Genomic DNA, 19,574 nt, shown 5'->3' with positions numbered 1-19,574 from the left:
CATGTCGTCAGTTCCCTCGGTTGGGGTAGTCACGCACTGGCGCCACTGTCGTTCAAGGCGGCGACCTATTCGGGCGTGTTCACGCTTCTTCCGCTGCTGACAGGCATTGGCCGTGAACACCACGGCGAGATCATGCGGGAGGCCGCGCGGCTGGCCGAGGCTGGCAAGCTTGTCCCGATCGTCGACCCGCGTCTCTTCACACTCGAAACAGCGAGCGACGCCTACGCTGCCATCGAAGATGGCAATGCCCAGGGCAAGCTGGTCGTCGACATAGACGTCTGATGCGGAACGTCGAAGCGGGCTGTTCCGGGACCGTGACAGCCTCCCAGACGACGTCTCCGTTCACGGATCCCAAGAACCTAAAAGGAAAACATCATGCCATATATTCGCGTTACGTTGGTCGACAACGTCTTCTCCGCCGAGGAGAAGCATGAAATGGCCAAGGCCCTCACAGACGTCATGGTTCGCTTCGAAGGTTCCGAGGCGTTTCGCGAAGTAGTGTGGGTCTTGATCGAGGAACTCCACACCGATGGCTGGCACATTGGCGGACGCCCGTTCGAAGGTCCGAAGTCTCTGATGGGCATGCTCGAACGAAGCAAGACGGTTTACGAGTCGATTGACGGAAATCCCGCGACGCGGGAGGAATTTGCTCGGTTGGCCCCACCCATATCTGCGTGACGGGCGGCGTGGATGCTCAAGAATCCCACGATTCGAGCCGGCGCTTGCATTCCCGGCTCGAATATATCGCGCCTCCCATGGCGCCCCGCCTCGATCTGCTGCATATGAAATCGCATGAAGATGGGCGATCTTCGTGAGAATCCATGCGAGCACGTTTGAGTATCAAGGATGGAATGGAGCGATCTAAAGATATTTCTGGCTATTTCCCGCGAGGGCACTTTGGGCGCAGCAGCGCGCCGACTTGGGCAGACGCAGCCGACAATGGGTCGGCGATTGCGCGCGCTGGAAGAGGCTGTCGGCCATACGCTTTTCCAACGCAACTCCGACGGTTTTGTTCTGACCGACGAAGGTCAAGCGGTGCTCGGCCATGCCGAAAAGATCGAGGAAGAGGCGCTCGCCTTCGAGCGGCGGCTTGCCGGCGCCGAGGCGCATCTCGAGGGCAACTTGCGCGTTTCGTCGTCGGATTGGTTTGGTCACATCATGCTGGCTCCCGTTCTAGCCGAGTTTGGCCGCCGGCATCCGAAGCTATGCGTGGAGTTGCTCACCGACGCGCGCCTCTACAGCCTTCCCCGGCGAGAGGCCGATCTGGTGTTTCGGATTACCCCATTCAGCGATGTGGAAGTGATCTCGCGTCGACTGATGCACATTCCCTATGCGCTCTACGCACCAGCAGGCATGGCCTCCCCGTTGCTGGGAGACGGTGCGGGCGCGCGTTTGATCACCATGGATATGGCATACGCAGAAATGCCCGACGCAGTGTGGCTTAAACAGAAGCTGCCTAACGCTGAAGTCTGCCTGCGCAGCAACAATCGCGAGGTCCAGGCGCAGCTTTGTGCGCAGGGCGCCGGGCTTGCGGTTTTGCCGAGGCCACTGGGCGACCGCACGCCTGGGCTCGCAGCGATAGACATCGGCGAAACGCCACCCGGCCGGGATACCCATGTGGGCTACCACCGGGACTTACGGCGGCTCGCACGGTTACGAGCCTTGCTCGACCTAGTCATAGAGCGGCTCGCAAATTGATCTCTCGTCGATTCCATTCAGTGCACGTCGATGTCGTCGCGTCGAAGCGACGTTCTTGCGCGGCCTGTTCGAACCGGCGCAGGCGCTTCACGTCGCGCAGAGGGGGAGCGCCAAACAGACGCCGGAACTCACGATTGAATTGCGTCGCGCTTTCGCAGCCCAATTGAAATGCCGAGACGTTCCCCTCGATGCCCGCCGACGTTGTTCTGCCAGGGTTCGCGTGCGTCGGCGACGAGCTGCTGGTCCGGGTGGACATCGAGGCATTGCCGTAGGGTGATGTGCTACGCCTGGTCGATGTTCTGGACGTTGTACGCGACGCGTTGCGCTTCGCCCAAAAGCTGCTGCGTGCGCTGGACAGACTGCTGGAACTGTAGAGAGACGAGAACGGCAGGTTCGTAAAGCTAGTCTAGTTATTCGAGATCGGCGTCAATGCGAACGATCAGCCCGGCGGCATTAACCGAGATGTCAAGAAGGCCGGTCTCGTGACCAAAGTCTCCGGTGAAATTGACCCGCACGCGCGCTTGGCCGGCGCCGATGCCGTCGATCGAGAGGAAGCGGGTGACCGTGTGATAGCCTACGAAATACCGCTCGATGTAATCGCGGACGCCGGCATGACCGTCGAATCGGTGGCCGGTCGACGGGTCGTCGATCACCGCATCTGGCGTGAACAAGGTCACCGCCGCGTCGGCGTCGAACGCGTTGGTTGCCGCGATCAGCGCATCTGCCGCTTTGCGCAAGGTGTTGGCGGTCATCGCTTTAGCTCCCGTGCTGCCAGCTCTTGAAGACGAATTCGAGGCTGCAACCGTCCAGGTCTCTGACCTGCGCCGCATAGTAGCGGGGATCGTAGTGCAGCTGCGGTCCCTGTGCGTTGATCTTGGTCGCACCGGCCGCCAAAGCTTCGGCATGGGAGGCATTCACCATCGCTTCAGAATCGGCGGCGAAACCGACATGCACCGCGCCGGGTGCTGCCGAGCCCTCCCTCAGCCAGAAGAACATCCGGCCCTTGGCGCCGAAGCCCTTGAGGTCGGGATGCCCCGCCGGTCCGTCCTTACCGTCGTAGTCGAGGCGGTCGGTGACCCCGAGCATAGGAAGTGGCCTTTCGCAAAAGGCGATCGACCGCGCCGTATCATTTACTGTCAGGAGCACATGATCGAGCATGTGAGCTTCCTCAAATCATGTAGCCGCCGCCAATTTCGATGTTCTGGGCGTTGATCCAGCGGTTCTCGTCTGACAGCAGGCTGGCGACCATGCAGCCGACATCGTCCGGTTCGCCGACGCGACCGAGCGCAGTCTGCCCGGCGAGTAGCGCCTCGAATTCTTCGCTTAGCCCACCGCCAAGCTCGGTGCGGATGGGCCCCGGCGCGATCGAGTTGGCACGGATGCGGCGCTCGCCGAATTCCTTGGCCATGTAGCGCGTCAGCACCTCGAGGCCGCCCTTGAAGGAGGCGTAGGGCGCAACGCCGGCGGTCGCGACGCGGCTGGTTGCGCTGGTGACGTTCACGATCTGACCGCCATCGGCGATCAGGGGAAGCAGGGCCTGCGTGAGAAAGAATGGCCCCTTGAGATGCACGCGGAACAGTCCATCGAACTGCTCTTCGGTCACCGAGGCGATGGGGTTATAGAGCCCGTACCCCGCATTGTTGACGAGGAAATCGAAGGTCTTTCTGTTCCAGGTCCTTGCCAGCGCTTCGCCGACTGCGTCGCGAAACGCAAGGAACGCCGAACTGTCGCTGACGTCCAGCTTTATGGCGACTGCCTTGCCGCCATCCGCTACGATCGCCTTGCCGACCTTCGCTGCCGCATCCGGATTGCTGTTGTAAGTCAGGATGACACCCATGCTGCGCCTGGCGCACTGGATCGCGACGCTGGCGCCGAGGCCGCGGCTGCCGCCTGTGATGATGACGATGCTCATTTGGTGCTCCTTGGATTTGCTGACCAGGTGATAGGCGCGGGGGATCGCGGCCGCTCGCACGATCCTACTCGGATCTTGCCTATTTCTGCTTCCCTGTTGATCGGCGTGCACCGCTGTGAAACAACGATGCCCATGGGCACGCAGCTTCAGGAACTCAGGCAGCTGGCTTCTCGCGCGGAAAACCGCCGCACGGAGACGGGCATTCCGCGTGTCGCCATGGTTCAGGGCGACATACCGGAACATCAGCTTGCCGCCGTCTACGATCCCATGGTCAATCTGATCCTGAGAGGGTCGAAGACGATGACGGTCGGCGATCGGACGTTTCGCTACGATCCCGCGACCTATTTCGTGATGTCGGTCGATCTGCCGGCGGTTGGCTCCGTGCACCCATCTGAAAACGGAGAACCCTATCTGGCGATCAGCCTGACTCTGGAGCCGGCGATCGTCGCCAACCTGCTGGCCGACCTGCCCAAACCTGCTGGAGGTGAGCTCTACAGACCCGGCTTCTCCGTCGCGCCGGTCACACCGGACCTGCTCGACTGCTGGCTTCGCATGCTGCGCTTGATGGAGCGTCCGAACGAGATCGCAGCCCTGGCGCCTGCCTACGAGCGCGAGATCCTCTTCCGCGTGATGCAGGGGCCGCTCGGCTGGATGCTGCGTGATGTCGCCACGCCTGACACTGCTCTCTCGCGGATCGGGATCGCCATCCAGTGGATCAGGGAGAACTTCGCCAAGCCGTTGCGCGTCGAGGCTTTAGCGGAGATGGCGGCTCTCAGTGTTTCCGCGTTCCACCGCCATTTCAAGGCCGTGACGGCGCTCAGCCCGCTGCAGTACCAAAAGCACGTGCGCTTGCTACACGCCCGATCCCTGCTCATTGCCGGAGAAGGCAACGCCACGTCCGTCGCGTTCGGTGTGGGTTACGAAAGCCCAAACCAGTTCAGCCGCGAATATGCTCGTCAGTTCGGGTTGCCGCCGTCGAGAGATGTGGCGCGATTGCGCCAGAGAGGCCCACGCAACGCCGAACATTTGCTGGCGATCAGCAATGGATGAATGTCGCGGGGCGAACTCGCGGACGACGAAGGACTACACCGTAGGCAGGGCTTCAATTCAATCCTGCTCCGACGTGGAGATGATATCCTTGTCGAGTCACATTCTTTTTTCTGACACGCAAAGGGTGAGCGATAGGGGAGGGCACAGCAGGCCTCACAACGCGACCTTCACTTCGCGCGCCTGGCCAAGCGGTTGTTTGAAGGTGAAGGACGTTCACGCGCCGGGGATGGCGGACCGAGCCGTGACGGTATAATTCCGGGAGGAATCGTGGGCGGCGTAGTCTGGCGTAGAGGCGGCGGTGCGGGCCAAGGAGTGATGTCGCCGCCGCGCCTGCCGATAGATGGCGGAACCATAATTTCCGCGATATGCCAGAAAAAACCAATGATTTCAAAAGCCGGTACTTTTGGCGGTCTATATGACGGTATGCAGAAACCGAAAAAACATTTTGTGAAGCGAATTCAAGTTCTTAAGTTAACGATTGATAATCGAGTGGGAGTGACGAGGAGTACTGCGGAGTAGAAGAGGATAGAGCAGCACGTTTAAGGCGATGTTGGCTCGGCGATAATAGTCAATAGTCCCAGCCCCCGGCCACCCGGCGACGGCATAGACGAAGCATCTGGCCGATCGGCGAATGTCTGGAACGAACGTCCCACAGAGAAGGGTGGAGCAGCCTAGCCTTGCTGGGTTTGACACCCGGGGTCCGCGGCAACTGCCACCGGCGAGGCGTTGCATCTGCCGGCCACGTATCCTTTCGCTGGGTTCATCCGTCTTAGCTGTTCATGGGCACGGTCATCCTTGACATCGCCCTCCTGGACGAATTGGAGCGTGACAAATGAACAGCAAGCAGAGCCTAGCGAACAAGATACACTACGAAACGCTCGCGGAGGCTTTTCGCAGCGGTCGAGAATCGCCACAGGAAGCATCCGAGTGGTCCGTTTTGACGGCAGAACCGGGCGGCGTCGATTACGTCGAGACGAAGGTCGGCGACAAGACCGCGCTGTGGGTTCAGCCAAAAACGGCGGCCAAAGACCGGGTCATGCTTTACCTGCACGGCGGTGGCTATGTCGGCGGATCGATCTGGACCCATCGCAAGATGGTCGGACACCTTGCTAAGGCGATCGGCTGTTACGCTCTGCTCGCTACGTACGACTACGTTTTCCAGAGCAAGTTTCCGCGCCAAATCGAGCAGGCCGTGACCGCGTTCGAATGGCTTGCCGAGCAGGGTGTCGCGCCGAAGCACACCATAGCTGCAGGCGATTCCGCTGGTGCTGGCCTGATCGTTGCGGCGGCGATGAAACTCCGCGATGCGGGACGGCCGCTGCCGGCCGCGATCCTCAGCATCTCTGGCTGGTATGATCTGTCGGCGAGCGGGCACTCCTACGAAAGCAACCGCGAGAAGGACGCCTTCTTCCAGAAGGCGGTCGTGGATATGCTGGTATCGCAAGTCCTTGCAGGGACCGATCCCCGGCATCCACTCGCCAGCCCGATCTTTGCCGATCTGAAGGGCCTGCCGCCGATCTATCTGCAAGTGGGTGGAGACGAAACCCTGCTCGACGACAGCCGAGCGCTCGCCGACCGCGCGAAAGCCGCCGGCGTCGAGATGCGCTTAGACGTATTTCCGGGGATGCTGCACTCGTTCCAGATGATGGCCGGCCGCGCTCCCGAAGCCGACGACGCGATCGCGCGGTTGGCACAATGGGTTCGCCCCAAGCTTGGTCTGGCCGCAACCGCAGCAACACGCGCTGAAGGTCAGGAGGTCGCATGACTGGCAAATTGAAACCAAGATGTGGCAGCTGAAGGACATGCCCGAGCGACCGACCGGCCTGTTCGACGCGCGATATCGCGCCTTCCTCGAGACGGTGTCAGGCGCCCGCGCCCAACTGCATCGCTACTGCGCCCGCATGACGGGCTCACGCCTCGACGGTGAGGATCTCGTGCAGGAGACGCTGTTCGAGGCCTACACGAAGATTGAGACCCTCGACGATGCCCGCCGGCTGAAGCCCTGGCTGTTTCGCATCGCTCACAATCGCTGCATCGACTTTCTGAGGCGACGCGATGTGCGCGAGCGCGCGGAGCACGCCTATTCGGACGACATCGGCGTTGTCTCTGCAGAGCCGGCAGCGACCGATGCACGCCGCGCCATCGAACGGCTGGTTGGCCGCTTGCCGCCCAAGGAGCGCGCCTGCATCCTCTTGAAGGACGTGTTCGACTATTCGCTGGAAGAGACCGCAGAACTCGTGGACTCGACGGTTGGGGGCGTCAAAGCCGCGCTCTCCCGCGGACGGGCGAAGCTCGCCGACTTGCCCGCTGAACCTGCCGGTGAACCGAACCGTCCGCTTGATCCCGACACCGCGCGGCTCTTGCAGCGCTATGTTGACCTCTTCAACCGCCATGACTGGGATGGCGTGCGGAGCCTGACCAGCGCCGATGCTCGGTTGCGGGTCGCCGACTGCTTCGACGGCCTGCTCAGAAGTTCTCCCTATTTCGTCGAATACGAGCGAAACCCGGAGACGTGGACCATGGAGTTGGGGGCGATCGACGGAGAGCCTGTCCTGATCGTGCTCTTCCAGCGAGGCGACCGGTGGCAGGTCGCGTGGCCGGTTCGTGTCCATGTCGCCGGTCGCGTCATCGATCGCATCGAAGATTATTATGCCTGTCCATGGATGTTGGAAAACGCCGCGGAATCCGACCTGAAACTCATGACTGGGCGGGCCGTTTTGGGAAGAGCATAAGGCGACGATTTCTCACTTCTGGCCTGGCGGAGTTACGATGGTGCGTCCTCAACGAAAAATCGTGGCGTGCCTCGGGTCGAGCAGCACGGCGGGCAAGCGCCAGGCATTCGATTGGATGGCGGAGCTCCGCCGGCGGCCGGGCAACGGGCAATTTGAGTTCCGGAATTTTGGCGTCGGCGGCGACTTGGCGTACAATGCGCTGCAGCGGTTGCCGGATGTGCTCGCCTGCCGTCCCGACAAGGTCATCGTCTGGGTCGGCGGGAATGATGTTCTCACGCTCGTGTCACGCAAAGTGCGGCGGTTCTTTGCGTTTTGGAAGCGTCTGCCCCGCACGCCTTCGCCCGATTGGTTCCACGAGAATCTGGCCGAGATAGCACGCAGGCTGAAGCGCGAGACGGCGGCGGACATCGGCCTTTGCTCGCTCCCTCCGATAGGAGAAGCGCCGGATTCGGACGATCCGTTCCAGAGCGAGCTCAACCGGCGGATCAAGGAATATTCTGCGATCGTGGCGGCCATCGCGCACGAGGAACGCTGCGGCTATGTCCCGCTCCATGAGGCGCTCACCGAGGAAGTTCGCGCCTCGCCTGGCCGGGCCTACACGGCGTTCAACTTTCTTCCATTCTATCGCGATGCTTTTCGCGTACTGGTGCTGCGGCAGCGTCCGGATGATGTCGCCCGCGTAAATGGCTGGCTATTTCACACCGACGGCGTGCACTTGAACAGCCGGGCAGGGCTGATCGTGGCGGATCGCCTACAGAAGTTCATTGAGGCCTGAGCCTGAGCGGCAGGGCCGTATCCGATTTGCGCACCTATCTGAATGTCTTATCGCGCAGGCTGGCGGCCGGTTTATCGACCTAGCAACATCGCCACGCGCGATGCCAAAAGTTTAACGACGAACCCTAGAGGATAACCGCGGTGGCTCGGCACGTCGTCAGGAATGACATCGCTGTCCGACTTGAACTTAGTGCAAATCCGCAGCTGCAGTGGCGGGAGTTCTCCGTGAAACCGCGCTCTGTATGCCGAGACCCAATGCGGACCTCTATCGAAGTTCATTAACATCGCTGAATTGCAGCACATGGCGATGACCCTATTCGTGGCTGAAGTTTCCTTAAGCTTGTAACCCCTCAGCAATTCGGCCCCCTTGGAGCACTCGATGCGGTCCTTTCGATAGAGGATGTATGCGGTGCCGCCATCGGGATCGCGTATGGCGCCAGCACCTGGCAAAGCTTCGATCTGATCAGCTCCCTTCCGGCAGTCGTCGCAGTAGCAGGCACTGCTCACGATCGGCCTGCCAAAGGCTTTGAGTTCGACGCCACCGCAAGAGCAAGTTGCGGTCATGATAGGTGAGTGCGTCATCTGCTGGTGATCATCATGCGATTGCCCTCGCTGTCCCGAAACTCCGCGATCGTGCGCCCCGGTTGCGATGGCGCGGGGCGCGGTTCTGCTATGATCTCGGCGCCTCGCGATTTGAGTCTCTGAACGGTGACTTCGATTTCGTTGTCAACCAGCACGAGGACGGGGCCCTCAGATGGTGTTTCGTCCTTGCGCCTTAAGAAGTGGAGGGTGGTTTCGGCACCTGGAAATCCGAGTTCGATCCATCGCCACCCATCATTGCCCATTGGCTGATCGGCGACGACGCGGCAGTTCAGGTGATCGATGTAGAACGCCTTGGCGCGTTCCTGGTCGAACACCGGAAGCTCCGCGAACTGGATGTGCATTGTCGATCTCTCCCTATTGCATCTCGGTCCAAATCAAACTAGACGGTCCAGTACCCATGAGTCAATCGGCAGCGGACACGCCAGGAGCATGACCACGACGCGTTCAGCAGGTGCTACAGAAGAACTCGAACCGCACGGACGGTCGGCGAAAAAGCGCCGGGCCATCCTCGAGGCGGCGACAGAAGTGTTTCTGCAAAAGGGCTATCTGGCCACCAATATGGACGAGATCGCGGCGCTTGCGGCGGTGTCGAAACAGACCGTCTACAAGAATTTTCCGAACAAGGAGATGCTGTTCGTGGAGATCGTGAGCAGCTTGACCAATCGAGCCAGCGATAGGGTCCACAGTAAAATGCCCGAACTCGCCGAGGGCGAAGATATTGCCGAATATCTTCGGCGCTATGCGTACCGACAGCTTACCACCGTGCTCACGCCGCGCGTCATGCAGCTACGCCGTCTGGTGATCGGTGAGGTCGGCCGCTTCCCGGAACTGGCAAAGGCGCTCTTCGATGGCGGACCCGGGCGCGCAATGACGGCGATGGCAGTGTTGTTCGAGCGCTTGGCTGATCGCGGCCTGCTTGCGATCGATGATCCGGCCGTCGCCGCTTCCCAGTTCAATTGGTTGATTATGGGCGAGCCATTGAACAGGGCCATGCTGTTGGGTGACGAGTCGATTCCGAAACCGGCGAAGCTTCGACGGCACGCCGCGGCCGGCGTACGGGTGTTCCTTGCGTCATACGGCAAGTGAGGCACGCCACGGCGACGAGCGAATGCCGGGCGCAACCGTGCGGACCGCTCGGCCGTGTTTGACGGTCCTTTTTTTGGTCCCCAGTGGGTCGCGGCTTGTTGCGGCGCGGCTGTCGAAAATAGACCGATTGTTGTCGATAGTCGCCGAAACCGAGCCGATCCCGAATCGCCGAAATTCCCTTTTGAAATCAAGAGCGCAGATTTCTGACGGATCGCAGAGTCGGTTCTTTAGGGCGTGCAGAAAAGTTTGTGCTGCCGCGTCAACGCGTTACGATGGCTCAAAACGATCGAGTGGGAGTGAGGGGAGCGTAGTTTCGGACACTGCGGGAAACTGTGTCGTAGTGTAGGCGGCTCACACATCTCGATAGATACCGAGTAATGTCCGCTTGTGGTGCCGTTCACGCTTTTGGATTGGTCAGGGCTGGGCGTGCCATCACCTGCTCTCATCGAAGTAGGCATGATGATGCCCCGGGGACTGCAATCAAGGCCCTGAATTCAATGCATTTCCCTTTCGATAGACATCTCGATCCCCACTGCGTCCCTTATTGAAAAGGCAGCCGCAGCCTCATGGTGTGTGCCCACACAATCTTCATTCGAGCTTGGTCGGTATGGACCGCGAAAGATGCGGGGCTGCATCCCTTGACCAATCTCATGCTATTCCCTATATAATCGAGTATGTACTCACTCAATGTCGTTGGACGGAAATATGGCGCGTCCCCTCAGTGAAGAAAAGCGACAGGCACTGCTCGATGCAGCGGCCGAGTTCGTCGCCAGCCTGGGCACAGGCGCGTCCACGGCCAAGATCGCAAAGGCTGCTGGCGTGTCTGAGGGAACGCTGTTCACTTACTTTCCAACCAAGGACGATCTGCTCAACCAGCTCTTTCTCGAGATCGAGGCCGACTTGGTAGAGATGATGCTGGCGCCATATCCGGCGGACGCCTCCCCCAAAGACCGACTATTCGCGGTCTGGAACCGTCTGATTGACTGGGGACTGGCTCACGCCACGGCGCGCAAGGCCCTTCGTCAGTTGAAGGTCTCGGATCGCGTGACAGCGGAAAGCCGGAACCGGTGTCACGCCATGCAGCGGGATGCGCGGACGATGGTGGAGGAGTGTCTCGCCGGCCATGCCGCGCCTGACAGGATCGCCTTCTACATCGATACCATTCTCTTCGACTTGGCCGACATCAGCATCAACGCGGTCACAGCCAAACCTCAGGAAAGTGACGCCATCCGGCAGGCCGGGTTCGACCTTTTCTGGAAGGGGTCTGCCGCCTGAGTTTTAGCCCCTAAATGAGTATGTAGTCACTCATAGATAAGGATCGAAAATGTCGAATTGCAAGGGTTTCACCGAAGCTAACGTTCCCAAGCAGACGGGAAAAAGCTTCATCGTCACAGGCGCCAACGCCGGCGTCGGGTTCGAAATCGCGCGGGTGCTTGCCGCCAGGCGCGCGCGCGTCCTGCTTGGCTGCCGCGAGCAGACCAGGGCGCAGGACGCCATCGCGCGGATCAAGCGGATCACGCCGAATGCCGATCTCGTCTGGTTGCCGCTCGACCTCGGTGACCTGGACAGCGTTCGCACCGCAGCCGAGATCGCGGCGAAGGAGCCACGGATCGATGCGCTCATCAACAATGCCGCGATCATGAATCCGCCGCTGACGCGCACGAAGCAGGGGTTCGAATCGCAGTTCGGCGTCAATCATCTCGGCGTGTTCGCGCTCACCTCGCTGCTCCTGCCCAAACTGGCGGAGACGCCGGGATCGCGGGTGGTCGTGACCTCGAGCATCGCGCATCTGAAGGCCAAGATCGACTGGGACGACCTCAACGCCGACAAGAGCTACATCAAGACCGATCGCTACGGCGGCAGCAAATTGGCGAACGCGCTGTTCTTCTTCGAACTGGATCGTCGCCTGCGCGCGCCGAAGTCGCCCGTCACAGCCATCGGCGTTCACCCTGGCGTCGCCAATACAAGTCTTGGCCGCCACATGGGGATTGTCCAGATCGCAGGCCCAATCGTCGGCCTGCTGCTCAATAGCTCCGACAAGGGCGCGTGGCCGGCACTTTTGGCTGCGACCGGCAAGGTGAAGCCCGGAGGCTATTACGGTCCCACCGGCCTTGGCGGAATCCGCGGTGTAGCCGGCGAAGCAAAGCGCGCGCCGCATGCCGAAGATCCCGCGCTTGCGAAGCGGCTCTGGGACGTCTCCATCGCCATGACCGGCATCGATCCAGGCTTGCCGGCCACCTGACTTCACGGCGACACGGTGCGTCAGGCCCTCGTGTAGGCTTGCTCTGGGGCGCGGATTGGACGAGCCTCGCCCGGGCGACGAAACCTTGCTATAAGAGACATGACGGTACTTTTCCGCTGTTAGCGGAGCGGCTCCCAGCCGCTAAAAATCGGCTCTCAGAGGCAATCGACCTCGATAGATGCCGAAACCATGCGAAAAATATTCAGTGAAAAATCTGTTTAAAATCAACAGCGTAGATTTTTGACAGCCCCCATGTCGGCTTATTGTCATCTAAACTGAGAAATTTCGAGCGAAATCAGATGCTTATGGTCCGTCCGAACAATCGAGTGGGAGTGAGGGGGCGTGCGGTAGAGTAGGTTGGAGTACTGTGGGATATATTCGGAAATTGTTGGTCAACGATAGGAGGCGATAGTTCGCGGGCGATTCTGCAAGAACAAGCAGCCGTTTTGCAGGTCGGCGATAGACCTTCGATTATGTGTAGAGATGCTCAAAGGGATCGATCCACCGCGCCGTTCACAGCACATGCTTTGGATTGGGATCGGAGCGCCGATCAATTCCTCGGACAATAGACATTATGTTCCGTGGATTTGTATCATGGTCTAAGCCCCGGGGCGGGACCAACGAGACGAGCACACAGCCGCCGAGCACAGCGGGGACGGCGCCGTAGCTGAATACGTTCTCGTGCCTCGCATAGTTTCAGAGTGCTCCCGCAATGCGTGGACCGTGCGCATGCCGTGCGCCAGATCCCTGTAGGCTTAAGCGTGCCATGCTTCAGCAGCTTGGCCGACAGCGGACCCGAGTTGGCGAACGGCACAATTTGGTCGTCCTGCTACGCGACGAAGCGGACCACGCCACCATCCACCCGCAAAGCCGCGCCGGTGGTCGCCGAAGCCTGCTCCGAGCATGTGTAGATGATCATGTTGGCCACCTCATCGGTGGTCGCGAAGCGGTGGATGAGGCTCGTCGGACGCATCGCCTGCAGGAAGCCCTGCTCGGCTTCGTGCTGCGTGATTCCATTTGCGTCAGCCTGTTTCGCCATGAAGTTGCCCAGGATCTCAGAGCGGGTAGGTCCCGGCAGGACGGCGTTGACGGTGACGCCCGTGCCCGCGACCGCCTCGGCAAGCCCGCGTGAGACCGCGAGTTGAGCGGTCTTGGTCATGCCATAGTCGAGCATTTCCTTAGGGATGTTGACTGCGGATTCGCTACTTATGAACACGATGCGGCCCCAGCCTTTCGCCACCATCCGCGGCAGGTAATGACGGCTCGCGCGCACGCCACTCATTACGTTCAACTGGAAGAGGTCAAGCCAGTCCTCATCGGGGATATTTGCGATATCCTCGACGCCGTTGTAGCTCCGGATGTGTGCTGTACCGACGTTGTTCACAAGGATATCGGCGTCAGGCGCATGCGCGATCAAGGCCTTTGCCCCCTCCGCTGTCGCAAGATCAGCGGCGATACCCGAGATGTCGCTGCCGGGGAAGGCCTGCCGCATCTGCCGCACCGCCTCATCGACCCGAGCGTTTCCACGGCCGTTGACGACGACCGATGCACCGGCACGTGCCAACCCCTCCGCCGTCGCGCGGCCGATACCGGCGGTGGATCCGGTAACAATGGCCTTGCGGCCTTTGAGTTCGATATTCATCTCATTCATCTCCAAAATTAAACAGGAAGCGCAATCAATCCACTGTCGTCTTCGCTGTTTCCGCCTCCGCTGCGTGGGCGAGGCTTTCGACCCAGTCTTGGTGATACCGATAGAGTGCGCCGGGATGTTTGCGCCCGAGTTCATCGAGGAAGAAGGGGCCCTGCTGCGTTTCCTCGGTCAGCACATGGCAGCCATGGTCCGTAGGCGTGATGACCCAGCCATGGTATGCGCTTGAGCCGGTCTCGTCGCCATCAACTGTCGTCGCCCATGCGAGCCTGCGAAGGGGCTCGCATTCCGTCACGACCAGACTCATCGGAAATCCAACCGTCACACGGCTGTATCGCGTTCCGAGCGCCAGTTCCGGCTCCCCCGTCAGAATCTTGACCTGATCCTCGGCGGGAAAGTAGCTCGACCAATTCTCGGCTTCGACGAGCAGCTTCCAGACCGCTTCAGGCGGCGCCTTCACGTCAATGTCGTTGAGTGCGTAGATGGCCGACGTTTTCGGATCATATCGCTCGGGCCAAGTCACATGGTCGTACATCGATTACTGCTCCTTCTTGAACAAATCCTGGAAGATGAGCTGGCCCCAAGTGCGGGCGCGCGCGTGCACCAGCGCGCCACCCTCGTTGAGCTTTCCCAGCTTGACGGGTGCGAACCCGAGTTGTTTGGCCAAGGCCGCCACGGGAGCGGTCGCGTCCTCGTCGTCGCTCGACAGAAAGACGACACGGTGCCCGCCCTGGACGATCGGATCGGCAGCCAGAGTGGCCGCACCCAGATGATTGAACCCTTTGACGAGCTTGGCGCCGGTGAACGCCTTCGCGACGAAGGCGGAGGACGGGAGACCGTCCAGCTCTTCAGGCACTGGAAACGCGTTCATCGCGTCGATGACTGTCTTGCCTTCCCAGCTCGGCAGAGCCTTCGCAACCTCGCGATGCTCCCCGAACGGGACTGCCAAGATGATTGTGTCGGCCTCGAGTGCATCCCGCAGCGACTTGGCGACTACCGTGGGTCCAATCGCCCGAGCCTGCGGCGCCAACGCCTCGGGCGGTCGGCGGCTCGCGACGGCCACGTCGATGTTTTTACGGGCGAAGGCGTGGGCGAGGGCCTGGCCTATCTTACCGAATCCTACAATTGCGTAGCTCATGATCTTCTCCGATCCGTGTTGGTATTGATTTCCCCGGCCTTCAACGGCGCTGGGTTAGCGCGTCAGAGTTGCGCAAGACCGCCGTCAACGGCGACCTCGCTGGCAGTCATGAAGCTGCTGTCCGACGACGCGAGAAAGGCCGCCGCCGCCCCGATCTCCGCCGGATCGGCCATGCGCTGGAGCGGAGTCATCGAGGCGAAGACCTTCTGGCCCTCCTCGCCTAGCGCTTCCTTCGCTAGCTCGGTCGCAGTGGCCCCGGGCGACAGCACGTTTACCCGGATGCCGGTGCCCTTTAGGTCCTCCGCCCAGGTCCGCGCGAGGTTGCGCACTGCCGCCTTGCTCGCGCTGTAGGCGCTCATCCCCGGGGCGCCCGTGGTGCCAGCGCTCGATCCGGTCAGGATTATCGAACCGCCCTCGCTCATCAGCGGCAGCGCCTTCTGGATCGTGAAGATCGTACCCTTCACATTGGTGTCGAAGGTTTCGTCAATGTGCTCGGCGGTGATCTCGCCGAGCCGAAGCTGGCTTCCCGCCCCGGCATTGGCAAAGACGATGTCGAGGGTTCCACGCTCGGCCTTCACCGCAGCGTAAAGTCGGTCGAGGTCGGTCAGATCGGAGACCGAGCCCTTCACCGCGCGGGCATTGGGCCCGAGGTCGGCCACAGCGGCGTCGAGCGCTTCCTGCCGACGGCCGAAGATGAAAACGAAGGCGCCCTCCTCGATGAAGCGCTTTGCTGCGGCGCGGCCGATGCCGGTAGCGCCGCCGGTGATGACTGCAACCTTCCCTTCAAGCTTTCCCATGACTTATCCTTCCAGGCCTTCGCCTTTGGTTGTGCGGGGACACCCCCGAGAACCTCGAAATGGGTCCGCCGGCGTCAGTTGTTGAGTGCGGAAGCGCGCACATCGGTGGTGCGAAATCGATCCGGCTGGACGACTGACGCCAGCCGCGACGATCGGCGTCCGCCGTTCGGAATTGAGCCGCGCGCGTCGACATAGGCTATGATGACCGCCCGTACTGCTGTTCGATGTGTTAGATACGGGCTTTGGAAGGCGCACCGCGCGGTGCCGGATTGCACCATGATCGACTGGGATGACGTTCGCTACTTTCTTGCCGTCGCGCGCGGAGGCTCGGTGCGGGCCGCCGCCGAGCGCCTCGGTGTGAACCACTCGACCGTGCTGCGACGTGTCGCCCAGCTCGAGGAACGCCTCGGGGTGCACATGTTCGAAAAGCTGCCTTCGGGCTACCGCCTGACGACTGCGGGCGAGGAGGTCCTCGAGTTCGCGGACCAGATGGAAGTGTCGTCGCACCTGCTGGAGACGCGCGTCTTCGGGCGCGACCAGAGCGTGCGCGGGCTTCTGCGGGTGACGCTGGCACCGCCCCTCGCGACACACCTGCTCATGCCGGACTTCGCCGACTTCGCGCGTCTGCATCCGGACATCGAGATGGAAATCTTGTCGTCCGGCGAGCTGGCAAATCTGACCAACCGAGAGGCCGACGTCGCGATCCGCGTCGTCTACGACCGCAAAACCCTGCCGCTCAATCTTCACGGCCTGAAGGGACCGGAGCTGTTCGGCGGCGTCTATATGTCCTGCGATCGACTAGCCGCGTGGCGTGCGGGCGCACCTGATCCCATCCGGTGGATCGTCATAAGCATTCATGGAATTCCGGAATGGGCCAGCGAGGGTGAGGTTCGCACCACGGCGGTTCCCTTCAGGACCACGGACGCCGAGGCGCAGATCGTTGCTGTACGGCAAGGGCTCGGGATCACGACACTGCCCTGCTTCGTCGGCGATGCCGACCCCCTGCTGGCGAGGGTGCCGGGCACCGACCTGCACATGTACGGAACGCTCTGGCTTCTCACACAGGGGGAGACACGCAAGACGAAGCGCGTACGGCTCTTCACGGAGTTCGTATCCCGCAGGCTCGCCGCGTACGCGCCGCTTCTCGCGGGGCTGTCCATATCGCGCGACTGACGCCTGGCAGGTCGCCGATGGCGCTGTCTCGAGCGGTCGGCGGCCGTCAGAAAGAAATCGACCGATTGATACCGATAGTCGCCAAAACGAGCAAATCGTGGACCGTCGAAATTGGTGTTTGAAATCAAGAGCGCAAATTTCTGACGGATCGCAAGAGGGTTCTTCGTCATGCGCAAAGGATTTGCGATAGCCAAATCAGCGAGTTACCATAGCTATGAACCATCGAGTGGGAATGAGGGGGAGTCTTAGCGAGCTGCCGAGAGCAGAGTGGCGGAAGCGATAATACCCCGGCAGATGTAGGCGATTGTCCTTGCATGGTGGCCTCTAGTCCCTCAAGGCGACGAGAAGGGCCATTCTCGGCGTTGAAAAACAATTGCTCTTTGAAGACTGTGGCGCGTACAGCTATTTCGAAATCCCATGATTGGTATGAGAAGCTTTGCCCGAGCACCGCGCCGCACGAATGATGACGCGCAGCGCAACCAAATTGGGGAGGATTCAAAATATTAGTATGCGATGTTTGATTGTCACGGCTCATCCACTCAATCCAAGCCTTTGCCAAACGCTTTCGAACGCAGCTATCGACACCCTGGTGGATGCGAAGCACCAGTGCCGACATGTTGATCTGTATCGATCTGGCTTCTTCCCGGCTCTTACACCGGCGGAGCGCGCGAGCTACTATTCCGGATTCGAGACCACAGAGGTAGCTAAAGAGATTGAGGATCTTCTCTGGGCCGAGACTATCGTCTTGATTTTTCCCACGTGGTGGTTCGGACCTCCAGCTATATTGAAGGGCTGGTTCGACAGGGTATGGGTGCCTGGTATTGCATACGATCACGCAGCCGATCTTGGTGCCATACAACCGCGACTTCACCAGTTAAGGAAGGTGGTTGCAATAACAACTTTGGGCTCACCTTGGTGGGTCGATTGGCTGATCCTCAGGCGGCCAATGCGGCGTGTTCTCAAGACAGCTATTCTGAATACCTGTGCTCCTCAAGCCTCGCTTACGTTCCTTTCATTTTACAAGGTTGAAAGTCTGCCTAGGCAAGGCGTCGATGCTGCGATAAATCGCATTAGATCAATGCTACAGCGTCTATAGCTAAGCCCCGTCACAATGCTCCTTTTCCTTGAAGGGCGCACGTAGAGCAATGCCCGTGGGGACAGCGCGGCTCGTGACCGCTGCCCTTATCGGTATGTACGCGCATCACCATCGGTAGATGGCAGCACCGCGGATATCTACCGTCACGACATGGCATTCCTGGGCGCAGCCGCCACCGGCATCATCAACGAGGTGCGCGGCATCAACCGCGTCGTCTATGACGTGACGAGCAAACCGCCAGGCACAATCGAGTGGGAGTGAGGGAAACGGCGATGATAGGCGGCTCTAGCGTAGAATTTCGCAGAAAAACAATGATTTGCGGGCAGAGAAGACTGCTAGCCAGGGCACATTATCAATGGAATTGACAAACCTATCAAATCATTGAAATCGTTAAGTTTATCGGAGCGCCTGGCGCGGCTCGCAGCTTGTAGCAGATCACTCTGACGGTACTTTGACGGTACTTTTCGTATCCGACAGAGCATTCTAAAAAGTACCGTCATTCGTTTTTGGGATTTGACGGTACTTTTCTGTGCGTCAACGCTTTGAAATATAACGAAAATTGCCCGTACCATGACATTTCTGCGCTGACGGAACTTTAGTTATCGACATACATAGTTTCAGCTTTGGCTGCGGTACCGATCGATGTTCCGGACCCGATAGCATATCGTCGGATGGCACCGTCGCATCACCTATCAAATGTTGTCCCGACTGCTGCCGGATCTGCGATGGAGAGAAGCGTCGACCGCATCCAGGCGGGAGCTTGGACCGCGGTAGATGCGAGCGTCTTTTTGTCGTTGGGAGAAAGATGAGGTGCCGCGATCTGTGCAAGCTCGGCCGCGCGCGCCGGCCCAATATGACGAAGCGCCTGGACGACGGTCCCGGCCAAGCTGCCCGGAGCAATCAAATGCTTATCCGCCCGCGTGGTCGTTGCCACCGTGCGCGGCGATGAACATGGCGACGGCCGACCGGCAATAGGATTCGATTTCGTTGTCGTCCTCTGCTCTCGCCTCATCGAAGCGTGCGATAATCAGGAGATCGGATCCTTTGAAAAGCGCGGCAAACAAGCGGGCGGACCGGAGAGGATCGGGCACGTTCAGAACCGCCTTCGCGTGCAGCTGGCGCAACAGGGCCTCGATTTGGGCGATGACATGGGCGGGGCCGGCTTCGTAATGGAGCTTGCTTAACGACTTTTGATTCGTCTTGTCGGCCATGACCATGGCTTCGACACTGCGGACGTCTGATCTCAACAGCGTGCGAAGCAGTGATGATCCCACCGCCATGAGCTGATCGTCGACCGAACCGTCGACGCCTTCAAGAAGGGCCTGTGGTGCAAACAACTGATGGCAGCCGGCCGCGATGGCCGCGCTGAACAGCGCCTCCTTGTTCTCGAAGTGCCGATAGATGCTGAGCTTGGATATCTTCGCCCGCTGGGCGACCTTGTCCAATGTCGTCGCTTGAAAACCCAATTCCACAAAGAGTTCGCAAGCGGCGTCGAGTATCGTTTGGCCAAGCGCCTCGTTGGCGGGCCGGCCGCGCCGGCCCTGGCTGTTTTCGGTCACGACAATTCCAGTCCTTGACAGTATCCTAATTCTTGAATTACGATACCATGTAGTTTCCGAAATGTG

Annotated in this window: 23 protein-coding genes and 3 pseudogenes; 14 read left to right on the top strand and 12 right to left on the bottom strand. The window is 60.2% G+C overall.

The window, feature by feature from the left end; genetic code table 11:
- The 3 genes from NKH60_RS11915 to NKH60_RS11905 form a co-directional block, all read left to right on the top strand.
- A partial coding sequence (locus tag NKH60_RS11915; protein ID WP_352872179.1) for a zinc-binding dehydrogenase occupies nucleotides 1-282 on the top strand: 282 nt, incomplete at its 5' end.
- A gap of 93 nt (nucleotides 283-375) precedes the next feature.
- Complete coding sequence (locus NKH60_RS11910; RefSeq protein WP_352502116.1) at nucleotides 376-678, top strand: tautomerase family protein; 303 nt, start codon at nucleotides 376-378, stop codon at nucleotides 676-678.
- A gap of 168 nt (nucleotides 679-846) precedes the next feature.
- Entirely contained in the window at nucleotides 847-1,698 is an 852-nt protein-coding gene (locus tag NKH60_RS11905; protein ID WP_352541805.1) for a LysR family transcriptional regulator, read from the top strand.
- Nucleotides 1,699-2,108: 410 nt separating this feature from the next.
- Here the strand turns inward: NKH60_RS11905 and NKH60_RS11895 are convergent, their stop codons facing one another.
- The 3 genes from NKH60_RS11895 to NKH60_RS11885 are packed head-to-tail and all read right to left on the bottom strand — an operon-like array spanning nucleotide 2,109 to nucleotide 3,610.
- Complete coding sequence (locus tag NKH60_RS11895) at nucleotides 2,109-2,450, bottom strand: nuclear transport factor 2 family protein (protein WP_352502118.1); 342 nt, start codon at nucleotides 2,448-2,450, stop codon at nucleotides 2,109-2,111.
- 4 nt (nucleotides 2,451-2,454) lie between these two features.
- Complete coding sequence (locus NKH60_RS11890; protein ID WP_352502119.1) at nucleotides 2,455-2,856, bottom strand: VOC family protein; 402 nt, start codon at nucleotides 2,854-2,856, stop codon at nucleotides 2,455-2,457.
- Between the two features lie 10 nt (nucleotides 2,857-2,866).
- On the bottom strand, nucleotides 2,867-3,610 hold the full coding sequence (locus NKH60_RS11885; RefSeq protein WP_352502120.1) for an SDR family NAD(P)-dependent oxidoreductase: 744 nt from the start codon (nucleotides 3,608-3,610) through the stop codon (nucleotides 2,867-2,869).
- Between the two features lie 132 nt (nucleotides 3,611-3,742).
- Between NKH60_RS11885 and NKH60_RS11880 the strand changes: the two genes are divergently transcribed.
- From NKH60_RS11880 to NKH60_RS11860, 5 genes are all read left to right on the top strand, one after another.
- Complete coding sequence (locus tag NKH60_RS11880; protein ID WP_352502121.1) at nucleotides 3,743-4,660, top strand: AraC family transcriptional regulator; 918 nt, start codon at nucleotides 3,743-3,745, stop codon at nucleotides 4,658-4,660.
- Nucleotides 4,661-4,927: 267 nt separating this feature from the next.
- Nucleotides 4,928-5,179, top strand: a complete 252-nt coding sequence (locus NKH60_RS11875) for a hypothetical protein (RefSeq protein WP_352502122.1) — start codon at nucleotides 4,928-4,930, stop codon at nucleotides 5,177-5,179.
- A gap of 313 nt (nucleotides 5,180-5,492) precedes the next feature.
- Complete coding sequence (locus NKH60_RS11870; RefSeq protein ID WP_352502123.1) at nucleotides 5,493-6,425, top strand: alpha/beta hydrolase; 933 nt, start codon at nucleotides 5,493-5,495, stop codon at nucleotides 6,423-6,425.
- Between the two features lie 19 nt (nucleotides 6,426-6,444).
- Complete coding sequence (locus tag NKH60_RS11865; protein WP_352617790.1) at nucleotides 6,445-7,392, top strand: sigma-70 family RNA polymerase sigma factor; 948 nt, start codon at nucleotides 6,445-6,447, stop codon at nucleotides 7,390-7,392.
- 37 nt (nucleotides 7,393-7,429) lie between these two features.
- Nucleotides 7,430-8,167, top strand: coding sequence for an SGNH/GDSL hydrolase family protein (locus tag NKH60_RS11860; RefSeq protein WP_352617787.1), 738 nt, complete (start codon nucleotides 7,430-7,432; stop codon nucleotides 8,165-8,167).
- 71 nt (nucleotides 8,168-8,238) lie between these two features.
- Here the strand turns inward: NKH60_RS11860 and NKH60_RS35140 are convergent, their stop codons facing one another.
- Both NKH60_RS35140 and NKH60_RS11855 read right to left on the bottom strand, forming a co-directional pair.
- Nucleotides 8,239-8,730 (bottom strand): GFA family protein, encoded by a 492-nt coding sequence (locus tag NKH60_RS35140; protein WP_502894794.1) that lies wholly within the window; start codon nucleotides 8,728-8,730, stop codon nucleotides 8,239-8,241.
- Between the two features lie 14 nt (nucleotides 8,731-8,744).
- Entirely contained in the window at nucleotides 8,745-9,110 is a 366-nt protein-coding gene (locus NKH60_RS11855) for a VOC family protein (protein WP_352872174.1), read from the bottom strand.
- A gap of 88 nt (nucleotides 9,111-9,198) precedes the next feature.
- Here NKH60_RS11855 and NKH60_RS11850 point away from each other — a divergent pair, with 88 nt between their 5' ends.
- From NKH60_RS11850 to NKH60_RS11840, 3 genes are all read left to right on the top strand, one after another.
- Nucleotides 9,199-9,855 carry a TetR/AcrR family transcriptional regulator gene (locus NKH60_RS11850; RefSeq protein ID WP_352617784.1) on the top strand — a complete coding sequence of 219 codons (657 nt, stop codon included), beginning with the start codon at nucleotides 9,199-9,201 and terminating at the stop codon, nucleotides 9,853-9,855.
- A gap of 705 nt (nucleotides 9,856-10,560) precedes the next feature.
- Entirely contained in the window at nucleotides 10,561-11,130 is a 570-nt protein-coding gene (locus NKH60_RS11845) for a TetR/AcrR family transcriptional regulator (protein WP_352502126.1), read from the top strand.
- A 49-nt stretch (nucleotides 11,131-11,179) separates the two neighbouring features.
- On the top strand, nucleotides 11,180-12,097 hold the full coding sequence (locus NKH60_RS11840) for an oxidoreductase (protein WP_352617781.1): 918 nt from the start codon (nucleotides 11,180-11,182) through the stop codon (nucleotides 12,095-12,097).
- A 713-nt stretch (nucleotides 12,098-12,810) separates the two neighbouring features.
- Here NKH60_RS11840 and NKH60_RS11835 read toward each other — a convergent pair.
- The 5 genes and pseudogenes from NKH60_RS11835 to NKH60_RS11815 all read right to left on the bottom strand — a co-directional run.
- Nucleotides 12,811-12,923, bottom strand: a pseudogene (locus NKH60_RS11835) (alpha/beta fold hydrolase); the annotation flags it as partial.
- A 3-nt stretch (nucleotides 12,924-12,926) separates the two neighbouring features.
- Entirely contained in the window at nucleotides 12,927-13,739 is an 813-nt protein-coding gene (locus NKH60_RS11830) for an SDR family NAD(P)-dependent oxidoreductase (protein ID WP_352473461.1), read from the bottom strand.
- 34 nt (nucleotides 13,740-13,773) lie between these two features.
- Nucleotides 13,774-14,280 carry an SRPBCC domain-containing protein gene (locus tag NKH60_RS11825; RefSeq protein ID WP_352450990.1) on the bottom strand — a complete coding sequence of 169 codons (507 nt, stop codon included), beginning with the start codon at nucleotides 14,278-14,280 and terminating at the stop codon, nucleotides 13,774-13,776.
- Between the two features lie 3 nt (nucleotides 14,281-14,283).
- On the bottom strand, nucleotides 14,284-14,883 hold the full coding sequence (locus tag NKH60_RS11820; protein ID WP_352872170.1) for an NADPH-dependent F420 reductase: 600 nt from the start codon (nucleotides 14,881-14,883) through the stop codon (nucleotides 14,284-14,286).
- 62 nt (nucleotides 14,884-14,945) lie between these two features.
- Nucleotides 14,946-15,680 (bottom strand): SDR family NAD(P)-dependent oxidoreductase, encoded by a 735-nt coding sequence (locus tag NKH60_RS11815; RefSeq protein ID WP_352473458.1) that lies wholly within the window; start codon nucleotides 15,678-15,680, stop codon nucleotides 14,946-14,948.
- A gap of 276 nt (nucleotides 15,681-15,956) precedes the next feature.
- Here NKH60_RS11815 and NKH60_RS11810 point away from each other — a divergent pair, with 276 nt between their 5' ends.
- From NKH60_RS11810 to NKH60_RS35135, 3 genes and pseudogenes are all read left to right on the top strand, one after another.
- Nucleotides 15,957-16,853 carry a LysR family transcriptional regulator gene (locus NKH60_RS11810; RefSeq protein WP_352502130.1) on the top strand — a complete coding sequence of 299 codons (897 nt, stop codon included), beginning with the start codon at nucleotides 15,957-15,959 and terminating at the stop codon, nucleotides 16,851-16,853.
- Between the two features lie 460 nt (nucleotides 16,854-17,313).
- Nucleotides 17,314-17,949, top strand: a complete 636-nt coding sequence (locus tag NKH60_RS11805; RefSeq protein WP_352617777.1) for an NAD(P)H-dependent oxidoreductase — start codon at nucleotides 17,314-17,316, stop codon at nucleotides 17,947-17,949.
- 96 nt (nucleotides 17,950-18,045) lie between these two features.
- Nucleotides 18,046-18,210, top strand: a pseudogene (locus tag NKH60_RS35135) (GMP synthase (glutamine-hydrolyzing)); the annotation flags it as partial.
- Nucleotides 18,211-18,634: 424 nt separating this feature from the next.
- On the opposite strand, the pseudogene NKH60_RS11795 reads toward NKH60_RS35135, so the two are convergent.
- Both NKH60_RS11795 and NKH60_RS11790 read right to left on the bottom strand, forming a co-directional pair.
- Nucleotides 18,635-18,862 (bottom strand): annotated as a pseudogene (locus NKH60_RS11795) (hypothetical protein); the annotation flags it as partial.
- Complete coding sequence (locus NKH60_RS11790) at nucleotides 18,858-19,508, bottom strand: TetR/AcrR family transcriptional regulator (protein ID WP_352612030.1); 651 nt, start codon at nucleotides 19,506-19,508, stop codon at nucleotides 18,858-18,860. The gene NKH60_RS11790 and the pseudogene NKH60_RS11795, both read right to left, overlap by 5 nt.
- Nucleotides 19,509-19,574 lie beyond the last annotated feature (66 nt).

It is taken from the genome of Mesorhizobium sp. M1006 (genome assembly GCF_040318825.1).
In the GTDB taxonomy this organism is placed as follows: domain Bacteria; phylum Pseudomonadota; class Alphaproteobacteria; order Rhizobiales; family Rhizobiaceae; genus Mesorhizobium.
This window is presented reverse-complemented; position numbering and strand designations above follow the sequence as displayed.